We start from the raw sequence: 15,653 nt of genomic DNA, 5'->3' as shown, positions 1-15,653 counted from the left end.
GCGCCCGGAGCGTTCACCGATGGCTGTGCGAACTCTTGCGCCGGTGAGCACAGGGTGGCAGGGATGGCCGATGTGTGGGCTGTGCCCCGGGCAAGGCGAGCCGGAGAGAGCGGGCTGTCCAAGGGCTGTCCCGTAATCCGCGGTGGAACAGTGCGCGGCGTCGGATGCGGTGCATCGCAAGGCGGAGGGACATCCGCATACGGGATGTATGCGGATGTTCCGGCAACGCCGCGAGGTGCCGTAGCTGTCGTCGCGCGCCCGCCAGGGATTGCGGGACAGCCCTTGGCGGAAGGGTGTGAGCCGTGACAGATGCCGGAGTGCAGTGGCAGGTTGAAGCTCTGGAAGGGCTGCTGGGGGAAGTGAGGCTTCAGGCGTCACGTGGGGTCGGGCCCGACGTACGGAAGGTTCTCGAATGGCTGCGCCGGCAGACCGGCGTCCACGCCGCGATGGTCATCGGCGACGCGGGCACGGTCGAGGCGTCCACCGCGGATTTTCCCCGCGAGGTGCTGGAACCGCTCGCTCCACTGCTGGTACGCATGTCCGTCGGGCAGCTGGCTGCAGCCGTGACCCAATCCGGTGCGCTGCACGTGCGATGTGAGGCTCTCGGGCCGCACGAGCCTCGTCCGGTCCTGGTGGTGGCCGGTCCCTCGAAGCCGACCCCGGATGCGATCGCGCTGATCTCGCACACCGGCAGCGTCCTCACGCTGCTGCGCCAAGCAGGGCGCAGTGATCGCATCTGGCACGACTACCAGCACGGGACACACCAGTTACGGTTCGCGGTGCTGTCGGCACTCTTGTCGGGGGAACCGATACTGGCACGGCGGATGACCACCGGCGCCATTCCGCCGCTGTTGGACGCCGACCAGCTGCGGCTCTACCTGCTGCGGTGCCCCTCGGCAGACCGCGACAGGATCGTGCGGACCTACCAGGACCCTTCCGGCTACCACGGCTCAGGTCTGATGGTGCAGTGCCCGGTCTTCGAGGGCCACCTCATCTGTCTCTTTACGGATGATGAGGAACCGGGCGCCCCTGGCGGGAAGTCGCGTGGTCACGCTGAGATCCTGCACCGTCTGGTACGCGACAACCCGCGCTACACGATGGGTGTAAGCGGCGGCCATCCACTTCACGCGACGGCCGAGGCCTACAACCAGGCGGCCCACGCCCTTGCCGCCGCCCGCACCGCACCCGGCCGCGTCGCCTCCTACCACGGCCGGACTTCGCTGGAAGCCGTCCTTCCCCGCCAGGCCGCCCAGGAATGGGCCCGCACACTCCTGCGGCCGCTGGACACAGCCACGAAGACCAGCACCGACATCACCCGCCTGACCATGAGCATGCCCCGCTCCGCCGTGGCCAAGCTCCTCGGCGTCAGCCGCAACACCGTCACCGCACACCTCAAACGCGTCGAAGCATCTCTCGGCCTGGACCTCACCGACGTCCGCTGCCGTGCCGCCATCCATCTGGCCCTCGTCCTCACCAGTTCCCGCCCCGCCCCCGAACCCGACTACGACCAAACGCTCTCCACTCTGGACGACCTCCTGTCCACCGAACGCGCCGCTGCCTGGGCCGCGGCCACTCTCCGTCCCCTCCAGACCCGGCACCACCAGACTCTCCAGGCATGGATCGATGCCAACACCGACGCCCAGCGCGCTGCCCGGGCCCTGGGCATCAGCCGCAACACGATCCGCACACACCTGCGGTCGGCCGAGTCCGTCCTGGGCCTCGATCTACTCACCGCCGGCACCGGCATCCACGACATCGTCCATGCACTCCACATCACCAACACCCGGGCCTTCTGAGCACCGTGCACAATCCGCACCCAGCATTGAGCACCGTGCATGCTGGCCCAAGAAAGTCCCGCCTTCTAACGTCTTAGGAGAGCAATCGGAACGACCACCCACGGGGGTCAGACAAGGCCCCCACACGAAGGATGCTCCGCAGGGAGCATTAGGGGGAAGCATGACCATCACAACCCTGTTCGTCTTCCCGGCCGTCCTGGTCGGCTCTCTGACGCTGGCCCCTTCTGCCGCCGCTTCGCTTCCGAGCCAGTCGGAGAGCGTCGCGGTCTCCGCTGAAGGGGAGGTCGGCCCGATGGGCGGGTGTCGCCTAGGCTTTATCTGCGGCAAGGTTGTCAACAACAGCAAGTCGACCATGAAGTACACGACGGGCCTGGGCGCCAAAGGCACCAGCTGCACTGTGTGGAACTGGAGCGGCGGCAACAAGGTGGACACGAAGAAGACCTCGTGCGGCAGCCCCAAATCCCTGAAGAACGGCAAAACCGCTGGCGGCGACTGGAGCGGCGTCGACGTTGACGCCTTCACCTTCAGCGGCGGCTACATCACGACCTGGGGCAGCTCCGCGCACTCCGTCTCCGGCGGCACCTGGACCAAGATCGAGAGCACGCAGACCGCCAACTGCACCTACCACTCAGGCAACAAGGAACCCACCTGCCACATCTACACCCTCTCCTGAGTGGACGTTGAGTCCGTTTCAGGTAGCGGCCTCGTCCGGGTTGGGTGAGGAAGCCTTGGCGGGTGAGGCATCCGAGGCGGGCGCGGGTGACGTTGACTGCAGCTCGGCGAACCCCTTGGAACCGACGTGCTCCGGGAGCCACAGGAGCGGGTCGCGCCTGTCCAGGATTCCGTGGGCGATCGCGTCGATCGCGGCACCGGTGAGGAGCGCGGCCGCGGAGACGCGGTAGCCGACGGTGCGGGTGACGGCGATGGCGGAGGCGAGCTGAACGGTGCCGCAGCCGGCGACGTGTCGGCCCACCGAGCGGCGGCCGTACGCGCTGGCGGGACAGGTGCGGCCTTCCTTGCCGTGCCGCCACGGGCTTTCGTCAACCGGGGAGCCGTCGTTCTTGCAGACCAGGTGGGTGCCGTGCATGTCCTTGGTCGCAGCGTCGTGCGAGTTCTGCACGAACTGGTCCCCGAAGCTGTGGACTCCGTCGAAGACGGCGGCCAGGGCGAGGCCCTCGATGGCGCGGAGGCGATCGGTCATGCTGGGTGTGCTCCTCATCTCGGTTCGGGGCGGCGGTGTTCAGAAGGGCGGCCCGTTCCAGGCCGGGACGGGCAGGAGCCGGATGCGGATCTCGCGCCGGTCGGACCAGCAGCCGCACGCCTCCATCTCGGGGAAGGCGCCGCCGGTCCACCAGCTGCCCTTGCCGTGGCAGCGCGGGCAGCCCGGCCGGGGATGTCGAAGGCACCAACCTGCTGCACGTCGGCGGCCGGGACGGTGATTCCGGCTTCTTCCTCCAGCTCGCGCACGGCTGCAGCCAGACTGGTCTCGCCGACGTCGACGTGGCCTCCGGGTGAAGAAGGCGGGTTCGCTGATTTCTGGTCGCTGAGTCGTGGGAACCCGCGCTGCAGTGGGCGGTAAAGGGTCCTGGACGGGCGAGTTCACGGCTACCCACTGCCCGCCGGCGGCATGACCGGCGAAACCACGTACGCGCTCCTGCGGGTAGCATCGTGTCCGGTCGCAACTGGCGAAGGTGGAAAACCACCGGGGAGCGGCCGATTTCCCGCGTGAGCGTCGACCGCCTGGGCGCCTGCGTCAGTGATGTCCCGCTGACACAGGAGGCTATGACGTGGATCTGCGCTATGGGATCAACCCGCAGCAGGCGGCGGCGACTACCGGGCCCGTGCAGCTCGGCCGGTGGCCGGTGCGGGTGTTGCAGGGCAACCCGTCCTACATCAACATGTTGGACGCACTCAACAGTTGGCAGCTGGTGCTGGAGGCGAGCCGGGTCCTGAACCGGCCGACCGCTGCCTCCTTCAAGCACGTCTCGCCCGCGGGCGCGGCCGTGGCCGGCCCCGTCGATGACGTCACCGCCGAGCTCTACGGCATCGACCGCGACAGCGTCAGCGCGCTCACCAGCGCATATCTGCGCGCTCGCGACGCCGATCCGAAGTCCTCCTACGGCGACTTCGCCGCCGTGTCGCACCCAGTCGACACCGAGCTCGCCGAACTGCTGTCCCGTGTGGTCTGCGACGGTGTCATCGCCCCCGGTTACGCTCCCGGCACTGTCACGACGCTCGGCAAGAAGAAGAACGGCCGCTTCCTGATCATGGAAGTAGACAAGGCGTTCACACCCCCGCAGTACGAGACACGGGAGGTGTTCGGTCTGCGACTGTCCCAGCAGCGTGACGAGGTGACGTTGTCCACCGCGCTGCTGGACAACGTCGTGTGCGGCACGCTGCCGACCACGGCAGCCGAGGATCTCCTGCTGGGCCTGGCGGTCCTGCGCTACACGCAGTCCAACTCCGTGTGCTACCTGCGTGGTGGGGCGACTCTGGGGATCGGTGCCGGCCAGCAGTCCCGGGTGGACTGCACCCGCTTGGCCGGCGCGAAGGCCGACACCTGGTGGCTGCGACGCCACCCGGTTGTCCGTGCACTCGCATTCAAACCCGACACCCGGCGCCAGGACCGGATCAACTGGCAGATCCGCTTCATCGAGGGAGACCTGACTCCAGACGAGAGCACACGCCTGTCGGCAGTCCTGTCCGCACCCGCACCCGAGCTGACGGACGAGCAGCGCATGCAGTGGCTCGCGGGCCTGGCGGAGGTGGCATTCGTCTCGGACGGCGCGTTGCCATTCCGAGACAACGTTGACCACGCCCACCGGCATGGCGTCGCCTATATCGCCGAACCGGGCGGATCAATCCGGTCCGCTGAGGTCGAGGACGCCTGCCGAGAACATCGGATCGCCCTCGCCCGCACTGGACTCAGGCTCTTCCACCACTGAGGACCAGGGTTGGGGTCCCCACTCCACCCTGTGGGGACCTCAAGGTCATTTACCCGGAAACCCACAAGTCGGCTGTGTCAGCACCCCGGTGAACCATCCCGGTCAGAGCGCTGCCTGTCATCGAGGGATGGGGGCACCGCGGTGAGGGTGAGCTGTGTGGATGTACTTCATGGCCGTGGTGACAGAGATTCCGAAGACGCGGACGAGGTGGACCGGGTCTTCGGTCTCGCGGGCTTCGTCCAGGATTCTGCCGGCGCGAACGGCACGCAGAATCACATCGGCGGGGGTGAAACGCCTGTAGATGCAGTCCGTGCAGACGGGATCGGTAGTACTGGCAGTCTGCTGGGTGACGAGGAGGTGGGGGGGGCGACGGCGCGTGGCCAGCTCAGGTGTCGGTAGCGGAGCCATGCGTGCAGTAGAGCGCTTGTGGTGTCGTCGAGGTGGACGGCGTGGCGGCCGTGGAGGCGACGGATCAGGAGCTGCCGGCGGGTGCCAACGCCCCCGACCCCAACAGCGCCGACACGTGGATGGTCCAGGCGAAGAGCGGATCCGTGCGGGCCTTCGCCATGTGTGTCAGCGGTGACCCGTACCCACCGTCTTCGCCTCCGACTTGGTCCACCGACGGCCAGCAGGTCCGCGCCACATGCTCCCAGGACAAGCAGCTCGCCGTAAGAAGCGGTCGTCCAGGGGAGCGACCGCTCCGAGAAGTTCACGGCGTGCCTTGCGAGTCATAGTCGAGGCCGCGCCCTGCAGCAGTGTCCGCGCGTGCATGTCCCGCCAGAGGGTGGTTCCCCGCCCGTGGTTGGGGCCGTGGTCGGGCCATGGACGGAGCGCCAGAGCCCATGCCTGGACGGCGTGGGCGACGTGTCCGGGAGGCAATCGGTGCTGTATTTCGAACTGTGCGATCTGCCGGTTCGCCGCAGTGGACAGACCAGGGATGACCTGTCGACTTCTGGCGGTCCGTTTCGATGATGTTGCCGCCGGAGGTGAGGCGGTCGACGATGGCCGCGCAGAGTCGGGGTCAGTGAGGGTCGGGCCTTGACCCCGAAACCTGGACACGGGTTATGCGGCTGATGCCAGCGCTTTCGTCCTTGCAGGGGCTCGCGTCTGAAGGTCGCGTTGAAGGATTCTGCGAGTGCGTTGTCCGCGCTGGACCCGACCGCGCTCATGCTTCGCCGAACCCCTGCTGACCTGCAGGCTTCGGTAAATGTCCTGCTCGTGTACTGGGCTCAGTGGTCGGTGTGCATGATCGATCCGGCGAGGCTCCCGCGGGTGCGGATCGCCGCGGCCAGGGCGTCGGTCACGAGGTCCGCGCGCATGTGGTCGGCGATCGCCCGGCCGACCAGACGGCGCGCGGCGGGGTCGATGACGGTCGCCGGGCAGCAGAACTTCCCGCCGTCGAGAGGCAAGCAGGTAATGGCGCCGACGTACTTCGCGTCTGGCCTCTGGGCGGTGAAGTCGCGGCCGATCAGGTCCGGCGCCCTGGCGGCAGCCGGGTCGGGGACGGTGGTGCGGTGCCGGCGGCGCAACCGGACTCCTTCGATCCCGAACGCCCGCATGATCCGGGCGACCCGCTTGTGGTTGACCGCCTCACTGCACCTCTCGCGGAGCTCGGCGGTGATCCTCGGGGCTCCGTAGGTGCCGTCCGATTCCTGGTGCACCGCCCGTATCCGGACGGCCAGTCGTGCGTCGGCCACCTGCCGGGCTGCCCGGCCCGCGGCGGTCCGGCGCGAGCAGCAGAAGCGCGAGCGGCTGACGCCGAGGACGCTGCACAGCCGCTTCACGCCGAACGGCGCTGGCGATCGGCGACGAACTGGAAGCGGTTCACCAGCGCGTCTCCCCGGCGAAACACTTCGCCGCAGCAGGAGCGGCGGCGTCGGGAGCGTGCGCATGCCGGGCTGCGGTGGAAGATCCAGCCGCAGTGGTCGTCGTCGGCGGCTCTGTGCACCGCGGGGACTGTGCCCCGTATCCGGTTGAGGGCGGATTCCTCGACCAGGGAGAGGCGGTGATCGCCCTGGCGGATCCGGACATCGAGGCGTGTCAGACCCGCAGGCCCGAGACGGGGCTCGCCGACGGGTAGGGCCGTACGGACCGCCCGACGCGCCTGAGGGGAGCCGGGCTCGCAGGATCGACCTGTGGAGTTCCTTACCAAGGTGGCACCGGCCCAGGCCGTCCCGGTCCTGCCCGAGGGGCAGGGCTGGTGGTACGAACCCAAGCGGAACCAGCCCCTTCCTTGCGGGTCACGCCGGTGCGGTCTGTCTTGATGTCGGGTGCGCCTGAGATCACCGGGCACAACCACCCAGGCGGAGACAGCCGGGGAAGGGACACGACTGGGACCCGTGACACGGGAGGCGGCCTGGGCCGGGCTCGCTCCTCTGTCTGGCCCCATCGGAAGGGGCACGACTACAGCCCCGGCGTGATGCCCTTCACCGCCCGCGCGAAGGCGAGGACGGTCGGGGGGACATGGGAGCGGTGCCAGATCAGCCCCAGTTCGGAGGGGGGCAGCCCGTCGACCGGGATGAAGGTGATAGCGCTGCGCCGCCCGTGGTAGTCGGCCGTGGACCGGCACAACAACATCGCACCTCGGTCCGCCGCCGTCAGACTCAGTCCCTCCTGAAGGGTGTTGACCAGTGGGCCCGCCGGGATCGGCTGCAGCTCCGGGGTGTGGTCCGGGGCCTGCGCCAGGCGCCAGTACGTGGGCGCGGGACCGGGCACTCCGCCCGCGCCCACGCCGATGAGCTGGCAGCCGGTCAGTTCCTCTGCCGATACCGACTCCCGGGCCGCGACCGAGTGCTGGACGGAGACGGCGAGGGTCTGCGACTGCCGGGAGAAGACTGGCCCGAGCACCAAGTCCTTCTCCCGTACTGGCATGAGCACCACCGCGCAGTCCACCTCCTGGCGGCGCACAGGCCCGAACGGGTCCGACAGCGGGATCTCCGTCAGCTCCAGGGCGCACCCCGGGCACTCTTTCTCGAACAGGGCTATCGCCTTGGCGAGGTAGTCGTCGACGGTGCCCTGGAAGCCGATCCGCAGTACCCCGCCCACCTCCGCCCGGGCGGCGGCCCGCACCTCGTCCAAGGCGGCGCGCAGTCCGTCGTACGCGGGCCGCAGGCTGCCGATGAAGGACTCTCCGAGCGGAGTCAGCCGCACCCGGCGGCTGGTGCGCTCGACCAGCGGGGCACCGATCCGTCCCTCCAGGCTGCGCAGCAGCTGGCTCACCCTGCTTTGGGAGACATACAGCCGCTCGCCCGCCTGGCCGAAGTGCAGCTCCTCGGCCAGGACGAGGAACGCCTCCAACTCACGGATCTCGATACCGCCCACGGAACCCCGGCCCCTTCCACCCGATCGAGTAATCCCACTCATAGAAGGATGAGAGATCGGCCGTTGTTCCCGAACGGCCCTGCGGCTTGGCTGGTTGTATGTCACAGACAGAGGAAATCGCAGACAAAGCACCCGAAGAGGGGCAGCCGGCAGGTGGGGGCTGGCTCGCAGTCGCCGCCGTCGCCGGGGCGACGTTCACGGTGGTCACCTCCGAAATGCTGCCCGTGGGGCTACTCACCTCCATCGGCCACACGCTCCATGTGAGCGAGGGGACCGCAGGGCTGACTCTCACCATCACGGGTCTGGTCGGCGCAGCTTCCGCGCCGCTGCTGACTCCGCTGCTCGGCCGGCTGGACCGTCGGGTGCTGCTGTGCTCCATGATGGCGCTGCTCGTGCTGGGCAACCTGCTCGCGGCGTGGGCCCCCAACTTCGGGGTGATGGTGGTCGCCCGTGTCATCATCGGCATCGGCATGGGCGTGGTCTGGGCGGTCGCCGCCGGTCTCGCTGTACGGCTCGTGCCCGGCACCGTCATCGGCCCGGCCACCTCACTCATCTTCAGCGGGATCGCGGTGGCCTCGGTGCTGGGCGTCCCAGCCGGTACGTACATCGGCGAACTGGACGACTGGAGAGCGGCGTTCGCCGTCATCGCCGCCCTCGCCGTGGTGGTCCTGATCGCGCTCGCGGCCCTGCTGCCGCCGCTCCCGGCCGAGCAGGTCATCCGCCTCGGCGGCGTGCTGAAGCTGATCGGCAACCTACGGGTGGCGACCGGGCTCGCCGTGGTGGCCTTGCTGGTCACCGGACACTTCGCTGCCTACACGTACGTACGGCCCGCGCTGGAGGAGATCTCCGAGGTCAGCCCCACGGTGATCGGCACCCTGCTCCTCGTCTACGGCGTCGCCGGCGTCCTCGGGAACTTCGTGGCCAGCGCCGGAGCGGTCCGCTCCCCGCGCGGCACTCTCCTGGTGATCGCCCTCGTCCTGGCGGCCACGGTGGGGCTCCTGCCTCTGCTCGGCGGCTCGGTGCTGACAGCCGGTGTGCTGCTCGCGGTGTGGGGTATCTCGTACGGCGGCGTTTCGGTGAGCACCCAGACCTGGCTGCTGGCCGCTGCGCCGCAGGCCCGTGAGGCGGCGGCCTCGCTCTTTGTGGGTGTCTTCAACGGGGCGATCGCGCTGGGCGCCCTGGCCGGCGGTCTTGCTGCAGACGGCGCCGGGATCGAAGCCGTGATGTGGCTGGGCGGCGCCCTGGCGCTCGCCGCCCTGATGGTGGCCGCCCTAGGCCGGGCCCCGGAGAATGGCCAGCTCGGCTAGTCTTCTGAGTCAGGAATTCTGTTCAGATAGCTGGCGAGGTGTTCGAGAATCTCGTCTGCGGTCTTGGTCCAGATAATAGCGGTCCAGGGCCTGGATCTGCGACTTCTCGTCGACGCAGAACACCAAAGCCCTCTCGGGCGGGTCCAGATAGAGGCCGACGACGTCGTGGACCTTGTCGATGAAGTACGGATCCGTCGACAGCCTGAACGTCTCCGAGCGGTGCGGCTGGAGGCCGAACGCCCGCCAGATCCGCGACACGGTCGACTGCGACAGGCCCAGTTCCTTCGCCATCGAACGCGTCGACCAGTGGGTTGCGTTCTTCGGCGTGGACTCCAGCGTTCTCGTGACCAGCGCGGCCACCTGCTCGTCCGTCACTGTCCGCGGACCACCCGGACGCGGCATGTCACCCGGCCCGGCGATGCGGTACTGCACGAACCGGGCCCGCCAGCGGCCCACCGCATGAGGTGTGGATCCGAGTCGAGCGGCCACGTCCTTGTTCGAGGCACCTTGGGCGCAGGCCAGGGCCGGGCAGTGGCCGAAGCGGGCGCAAGCGCATGTACTCGCGCTTCGTGGCCCTGCGGATCCGGCCCGCCGGACACGAGATCCGCAAGGCCACGGCCGGCAGCGGGCTTCCGGTTCGCTGGCTGCTGGCCGAATGGCCCGCCGACCAGGACGAGCCCGTGCAGTTCTGGCTCTCCAGCCTGCCCGGGACCACCCCGTTGCCCGTCCTCGTGCGTACCGCGAAGCTCCGCTGGCGCATCGGGAACGACTACCGCGAGATGAAACAGGCCCTGTGCCTGGCCCACTTCGAAGGCCGGACCTGGCCAGGCTGGCACCACCGCGTCACCCTCGTCTCGGTCGCCCACGCCTTCTGCACCCTGCGGCGACTGAGCCGATCCCCAAAGGAGACGGCGTCGGCCTGAGCCTCTACCGAGTCGCTCACGAGCTGCAAACACTCCTCGTGATCTTGACCGGCGCCTGCCCCACCTGTCACCGCGACATGCCAGACCCCGCACCAACCTGACCAAGCACTACTAGGCTGTGCTTCGAGGATCAAGGAGAAGGCATGGAACCTTGCGCGGAATGCGGTGCGCCGACGAACCCGCGGTCCTGTGACGAGCTGTTCCACACCTTGCTCGCATTGGACCATTCGCGGCAGGCACCGTGGGGGCCGCTGCACGGCGTCTCAGTCGCTTGCTTCCTGTTCCAACACCCCAGCCAGCTACCTGCCGACGACGGCGCGATGGCTTGGGCGCTCCTGCGCGCGTACATCGAGGGCGGCCTCGACGAAGTGAATCAGCTCGTTGGCCAAGCTCGGCGTGGCAACTCCCATCGTGTGAAGGGCAGGCCTTCTCGAATCGCCCGAGACGCGACGCTGCCGCACCGGGACGCGCCGCGATCTCGTTTCTCCGTCACGATCGAAGACGTCGCCGTCGACGGAACGTTCCCGTCCGCGGAGTTCACGGAACGCGTCGAGGCTTGGGCCGCTGCGACGGTCGACGCGTGGAGCCGCGGCACGTAAATTGAAAAGACCTTGGACCGCGAATCCAGTTGCGCAGGGCCTCGTGGTGCACGCCGAGTTCCTCGGCCATGCGGCGGATCACGGGCTTCGGCTCGGAAGCGCGGTACATCCGCACCGCACGCTCACGCAACTCCAGCGGGTACTTCCTCGGGGCAGGCATCGTCAGAGCTCCTCTCATGAGGTCCATCTGACCTGCTGTCACCGGCCACGGTGCCAGAGTCAGGCGCTGCGGTGCGTGGTCGTGGACGCTTCTGATCTTGAACACCGGGACCCGGACACGGTCCGGCTGCCTCCTGCCGGAGCTGGTCTCGTGGTTGTTCGAGGACGGCCACGCCGAGGAGGTGGAACGCCAGGCAGGCCGCGGGGAGTGGTCCTGCGCGTTGGAGCGGGCAGGAGTGCTCGGCGGGCAGGCCCGGCAGGTCGAGGCGCTCGCCCCGTACCTGGCTGCGGGCTGGTGGACAGCCGCCGCAGCCACGGCCGGGATGCTGCAGCGCGTCGACGAGGCGAGTGCGGGCATGGACGCAGGGCTGCTGTTGCCCGGTGCCTGCGGGGCCACCACCGTCGAGAACGGCCCCAAGTCCCTGCATGTCCGAGAGGGGACGTGCAGGGACTTGGGGGCTTGGGGCGGTCCTCGACCGGGACATCAACGCGGCGGTCGACATCGCCAAGGCGGCCGGACCGGCTGGTCCGCCTGCGGAGCGCAGGTGGGACGGGACTCGTCCCGGCACGGCGCGGAGAACCAGGAATCACCGAGACGGTCAGCCGACCGTGGCAGGAGTCCTCTCCCTTCCTTCAGGCCGCGGAGCGGAAGTCAGTTCTCAAGCACGGTGGTGCGCGTCAGCGGCAGGTGCAGCGTCTCCCGGAAGGAGAAGAGCACCACCAGCGCGGACACCAGCCCCAGCCCCATCAGGTAGAAGCCAGGCGCCAGCGGTGTTCCGCCGAGGGAGACCAGACCGGTCGCGACGAAGGGTGCGGTGCCGCCGAAAAGGACGTACGCGGCGGTGTAGCCGATGGCCGAACCGCTCGCCCGGAGCTGGCCGGGGAACATCTCGACCATCGCGGGCACATTGGAGGTGCCGATCACCGCGACCAGCGAGGCCAGCAGCGCCGTGCCGAGGATCGCGCCCGGCAGTCCCGTACCGATCAGCCAGAAGGCGGGCAGGGTGGCCACGGCGAAGCCGCCGCAGGCGATGAGCAGCATCGGCTTGCGGCCGAACCGGTCGCTGGCAGCGGCCATCAGCGGGCATGCCAGGCTGTACGCGAGCATTGCCACCATGCTGGTCAGCATGGCCTCCGACTTGGTGTACCCGATCTCCTCGGACATGTAGGCGATCATGTAACTGCTCATCAGGTAGTACCCGACGGCGTTGGTGATGCTGTAGCCGAAGAGTGTCAGCACCTGGCGCCGGCAGACCCGCCATGCCGTGCGCAGCGGCGCCTTCTGTACCACGTCGCCCTTCTCCAGCGCCCGGAAGACCGGGGTGTCCTGGATACGGCTGCGCAGATACAGGCCGATGAGGCCGAGCGGTCCGGCGAGGAGGAACGGAACGCGCCAGCCCCAGCTGTTCAGTGCCGCTTCGTCGAGCGAGGAGGTGATCAGCAGGCCGGTCAACGCCCCGGTGACGGAGGCCAGTCCGACGGTGAGCGGTACCACGCTGGCGTAGCGGGCCCTGCGCCCCTCGGGGGCGTACTCCATGATGAACGCCGAGGCCCCGGTGTATTCGCCGCCCGTGGAGAAGCCCTGCATGGCCCGCAGCAGGAAGAGCAGAACCGGGGCGGCGATTCCGATCGTCGCGTAGCTGGGCAGCAGACCGATGAGCAGGGTCGAACCGCTCATGCACAGCACGCTCAGCGCGAGCATGCGGTTGCGCCCGATGCGGTCGCCGTAGCGGCCGAAGAACGCGGCGCCGAGCGGGCGGGCGATGAAGCCGCCGGCGAAGACGGCCCAGGTGGCGAGGAGCGCCGCGGTCTTGTCGTACTGGGGGAAGAAGAGCCCGGCGATGGTCGCGGACATGATGGCGTACGCGCCCGAGTCGAACCATTCCACGAAGTTGCCGATGGCCGTGGCGGTGGCCACCTTGCGGCGTACGCCCGGGGCCACGGCGTTCTCGGACGCCATGGGTCTCGCCGGCTGCGGTGAGGACACCGCAGCACTGGTGTCGGTCGTCATGTCCGTCCGTCCTTCCGGGGTGGTGCCGCGGCTTCGGGCCCGGCGGGGCTCAGCTCACGGGCGCGAAGAGCGGCCCGCTGGATCTTTCCGGTGGCCGAGCGGGGCAGTTCTTCGACGAATTCGATCAGGCGCGGGTAGGCGAAACGGGAGTGGGTGTCGCGGGCGAAGCGGGTGATGTCCCGTGCCAGGGCCTCGTCCGGTTCATGGCCGGGGTTGAGCTCGATCCAGGCTTTGACGGCCTGTCCGCGAACCGGGTCGGGGACGCCGACGACTCCGGCGTCGGCGACTGCGGGGTGTCCGCGCAGCACGGCCTCAACCTCGTACGGTCCCACCCGGTAGCCGGACGTCTTGATGACGTCGTCGGTCCGGCCGAGGAACCAGAAGTACCCGTCCTCGTCCCTGACCGCCTGGTCCTTCGTGCGGTACCAGGTGCCGCCGAACGACTCGGCCGATGCCTCCGGGCGGTTCCAGTAGCCCAGCGGGAACTGCGGGTTGGATGCGGCGCGCAGGCAGATCTCGCCCGGCTGCCCGACCGGAACCTCCTGGTCGTCGGCGTCCAGCAGCGCCACGTCCCAGCCGGGAAGCGGGCGGCCCATCGAGCCGGGCTTGACCGGCACGCCGGGGAAATTGCCGAGCAGCGGATACGACTCCGTTGACCCGTAGTAGTCGAGCAGGGTGACGTCGAACTGGGCACGGAACCATTCGATCAGGTCCGGGGTGAGCGGCTCGTTCGACGAGCACACCACCCGCAGCGACTGGGGATGACGACTGCCCGCATCGGGGACGTCGTGCATCATTTTACGGAGGAAGGTCGGGTTGACCAGGGCTGTTGTCACCTTGTTACGGGACATGGCGGCCAGCAGCCCGGCGGGGTCGAAGCCGCCGGCCGGCCGGTACACCAGGTGCACGGCGCCCGCGCGGAGGGGGCCCATCAGTTTGGCCATGGACCAGGCCCAGTCCCCGGCTCCGTAGAACACGTCGCCCGGTCGCAGGTCGTGACAGCAGCGGAATTCGTTGTGCCCCAGCAGGGTGCGGTGGGCATGCACGATGCCCTTGGCGGCGCCCGTGGTGCCGGAGGTGTAGAAGATCAGCGCCGGGTCGTCCGGGGCGGTGTCGGCCGTGGTGTACACCGGGGGCAGCGCGTCGATCGCCGGGTCGTCGACGTCCACGACCGTGCCGCCGAAACCGGCGGCACGGTCGACGGCGGAGGTCTCGGTGACCAGAACGGCGGCGCCGGAATCGGCCAGCCGGTAGCGGATGGGTTCGTCGGCCCACAGCAGCGACATCGTCACCAGGACGGCGCCGGTGCGCAGGACGCCGAGGTAGGTCGCCGGGGTGTCGGGGCGCTGGGGGAGCAGCACCGCCACCCGGTCGCCCTTGCGGACTCCGCGTGCGTGCAGGTGGGCGGCGATCTGCCGGGAGCGGTCCTGGATCTGCTGCCAGACGACCTCCTCGCGGTGACCGGTGTGGTCCTCGAAGACGAGCGCGAGCCGGTCGCCGGGATGGCGGTCGGCGACGTCCGCGGCCATGTTGTAGCGCTCGGGGACGGTCCACCGGTGCTCCTCGACGAGACGGCGGTAGGCGCTCTCGCCGTCAAGGGCCGCGCCGGTGGGCGGCGTGACGCTGGTGGTCATGGAAGGGTCTCTCCTGAGGGCGGGAAGGGGGCGGGGCTCGGACGCGGCGGGCCGCTCAGCGGCGGCGGCCGGCCAGGAAGCGGGCCATCTCCTGCTGGGGCTCACCCGTGGCGTACGCGGCGGCGTGCACCTTCTTGGCGGCCTCGATCGCGTCGTCCAGGTCCGCGTCGTCCAGTTCGCGCAGCCGCCCCTTGGTGAGGGCGACCGCGCCGGGCGGAAGTGCGGCGAGACGGGCCGCCTCGGCCAGTGCTTCCGGCACGACCTCCTCCGGTGCGACGAGACGGGTGAGGAGACCGAGCCGTTCGGCCTCGGCGCCGTCGACGAGGCGTCCGCCGAGCGCGAACTCGGCGGTCTTCGCCCGGCCGAGGATGCCCCGCATGGCCCAGATGCCGGTGATGCTGGGGATGCCGGACAACACTTCCGGCTGTCCCATCCGGACCGCGGCGTGGCCGATGCGGAAGTCGGCCAGCAGGGCGAACTGGAAGCCCGAGCCCGCTGCGACGCCGTTGACGGCGGCGACGACCGGCTTGTCCAGGCCGCGCAGGACGCGGAAGAGGCGGCCGAAGTCGTCGATCCACGCCTCGACGGCCGCGTGGTCGTCGGGGTCGATCGCCGCGGTCTCGGCGAGGTCCTGACCGGCGCAGAACGCGCGCCCGGCGCCGGTGAGAACGACTGCGCGGCACTGCTCTTCGGCCCCCAGCGTTTCGAGTGCCGCGACCAGTCGGCTCCGCATCCCGCCGGTCCAGGCGTTGAGCTTGTCGGGGCGGTTGAGGGTGACCTCGGCGACATGGACATCGGCGGTCGTGGCCGCCACCGGGTGCCGGGTGACGACGACGGTGCTCTTCTCGGTCATGAGGGCATGCCTTTCTCGGGATGGGCAGGGGGAAAGCGGCGAGGGAGCCGGAGGGAGGCCGGAGTGACGGGCGGATGTCCGTGAGCGGGCGTCCCGTGAGCAGTC

The 15,653-nt window shown here is 69.2% G+C and carries 13 protein-coding genes, 3 pseudogenes and 1 riboswitch; of the genes and pseudogenes, 7 read left to right on the top strand and 9 right to left on the bottom strand.

The features are described 5' to 3' along the window. The first annotated feature begins 302 nt into the window (after window positions 1-302). Window positions 303-1,796, top strand: coding sequence for a helix-turn-helix domain-containing protein (locus tag ACF1CT_RS35280; protein WP_391788101.1), 1,494 nt, complete (start codon window positions 303-305; stop codon window positions 1,794-1,796). Between the two features lie 160 nt (window positions 1,797-1,956). Further along, complete coding sequence (locus tag ACF1CT_RS35275) at window positions 1,957-2,469, top strand: hypothetical protein (RefSeq protein WP_391788100.1); 513 nt, start codon at window positions 1,957-1,959, stop codon at window positions 2,467-2,469. Between the two features lie 18 nt (window positions 2,470-2,487). Here the strand turns inward: ACF1CT_RS35275 and ACF1CT_RS35270 are convergent, their stop codons facing one another. Continuing rightward, window positions 2,488-2,997, bottom strand: a complete 510-nt coding sequence (locus ACF1CT_RS35270; RefSeq protein WP_391788099.1) for a hypothetical protein — start codon at window positions 2,995-2,997, stop codon at window positions 2,488-2,490. 14 nt (window positions 2,998-3,011) lie between these two features. Continuing rightward, window positions 3,012-3,365 carry an NUDIX domain-containing protein gene (locus ACF1CT_RS35265; protein ID WP_391788123.1) on the bottom strand — a complete coding sequence of 118 codons (354 nt, stop codon included), beginning with the start codon at window positions 3,363-3,365 and terminating at the stop codon, window positions 3,012-3,014. 99 nt (window positions 3,366-3,464) lie between these two features. Then, window positions 3,465-3,549: riboswitch (ZMP/ZTP riboswitch) on the top strand. Window positions 3,550-3,583: 34 nt separating this feature from the next. Between ACF1CT_RS35265 and ACF1CT_RS35260 the strand changes: the two genes are divergently transcribed. After that, a complete protein-coding gene (locus ACF1CT_RS35260; protein ID WP_391788098.1) occupies window positions 3,584-4,741 on the top strand; it encodes a phosphoribosylaminoimidazolecarboxamide formyltransferase in 1,158 nt (385 codons plus the stop codon). 1,073 nt (window positions 4,742-5,814) lie between these two features. Here the strand turns inward: ACF1CT_RS35260 and ACF1CT_RS35255 are convergent. Continuing rightward, window positions 5,815-6,590, bottom strand: a pseudogene (locus tag ACF1CT_RS35255) (IS3 family transposase); the annotation flags it as partial. A 54-nt stretch (window positions 6,591-6,644) separates the two neighbouring features. On the opposite strand from ACF1CT_RS35255, the gene ACF1CT_RS35250 reads away from it, so the two are divergent. Continuing rightward, complete coding sequence (locus ACF1CT_RS35250; protein WP_391788097.1) at window positions 6,645-6,821, top strand: DUF6233 domain-containing protein; 177 nt, start codon at window positions 6,645-6,647, stop codon at window positions 6,819-6,821. A 323-nt stretch (window positions 6,822-7,144) separates the two neighbouring features. Here the strand turns inward: ACF1CT_RS35250 and ACF1CT_RS35245 are convergent, their stop codons facing one another. After that, a complete protein-coding gene (locus ACF1CT_RS35245; RefSeq protein WP_391788096.1) occupies window positions 7,145-8,062 on the bottom strand; it encodes a LysR family transcriptional regulator in 918 nt (305 codons plus the stop codon). A gap of 98 nt (window positions 8,063-8,160) precedes the next feature. Between ACF1CT_RS35245 and ACF1CT_RS35240 the strand changes: the two genes are divergently transcribed. Continuing rightward, window positions 8,161-9,369 carry an MFS transporter gene (locus ACF1CT_RS35240; protein ID WP_391788095.1) on the top strand — a complete coding sequence of 403 codons (1,209 nt, stop codon included), beginning with the start codon at window positions 8,161-8,163 and terminating at the stop codon, window positions 9,367-9,369. Window positions 9,370-9,447: 78 nt separating this feature from the next. On the opposite strand, the pseudogene ACF1CT_RS35235 reads toward ACF1CT_RS35240, so the two are convergent. Further along, a pseudogene (locus tag ACF1CT_RS35235) lies at window positions 9,448-9,891 on the bottom strand (IS630 family transposase); the annotation flags it as partial. 2 nt (window positions 9,892-9,893) lie between these two features. Here ACF1CT_RS35235 and ACF1CT_RS35230 point away from each other — a divergent pair. Together ACF1CT_RS35230 and ACF1CT_RS35225 are read left to right on the top strand one after the other, a co-directional pair. Continuing rightward, window positions 9,894-10,292 (top strand): annotated as a pseudogene (locus tag ACF1CT_RS35230) (IS701 family transposase); the annotation flags it as partial. A 143-nt stretch (window positions 10,293-10,435) separates the two neighbouring features. Beyond that, a complete protein-coding gene (locus ACF1CT_RS35225) occupies window positions 10,436-10,891 on the top strand; it encodes a DUF5946 family protein (RefSeq protein ID WP_391788094.1) in 456 nt (151 codons plus the stop codon). On the opposite strand, the gene ACF1CT_RS35220 is transcribed toward ACF1CT_RS35225, so the two are convergent. The 4 genes from ACF1CT_RS35220 to ACF1CT_RS35205 form a co-directional block, all read right to left on the bottom strand. Beyond that, window positions 10,830-11,051 carry a transposase gene (locus ACF1CT_RS35220; protein WP_391788093.1) on the bottom strand — a complete coding sequence of 74 codons (222 nt, stop codon included), beginning with the start codon at window positions 11,049-11,051 and terminating at the stop codon, window positions 10,830-10,832. The genes ACF1CT_RS35225 and ACF1CT_RS35220 overlap by 62 nt on opposite strands. Window positions 11,052-11,702: 651 nt before the next feature. Then, window positions 11,703-13,061 (bottom strand): MFS transporter, encoded by a 1,359-nt coding sequence (locus ACF1CT_RS35215; protein WP_391788092.1) that lies wholly within the window; start codon window positions 13,059-13,061, stop codon window positions 11,703-11,705. After that, window positions 13,058-14,695, bottom strand: coding sequence for an acyl-CoA synthetase (locus ACF1CT_RS35210; protein WP_391788091.1), 1,638 nt, complete (start codon window positions 14,693-14,695; stop codon window positions 13,058-13,060). The genes ACF1CT_RS35215 and ACF1CT_RS35210 overlap by 4 nt, the downstream gene beginning before the upstream one ends. Window positions 14,696-14,750: 55 nt before the next feature. After that, window positions 14,751-15,548, bottom strand: coding sequence for an enoyl-CoA hydratase/isomerase family protein (locus ACF1CT_RS35205; RefSeq protein WP_391788090.1), 798 nt, complete (start codon window positions 15,546-15,548; stop codon window positions 14,751-14,753). Window positions 15,549-15,653 lie beyond the last annotated feature (105 nt).

It is taken from the genome of Streptomyces sp. NPDC014734 (assembly GCF_043083325.1).
GTDB lineage: Bacteria > Actinomycetota > Actinomycetes > Streptomycetales > Streptomycetaceae > Streptomyces.
The sequence above is the reverse complement of the archived record's forward strand: the minus strand, read 5'-3'. Positions and strand labels throughout refer to the sequence as shown.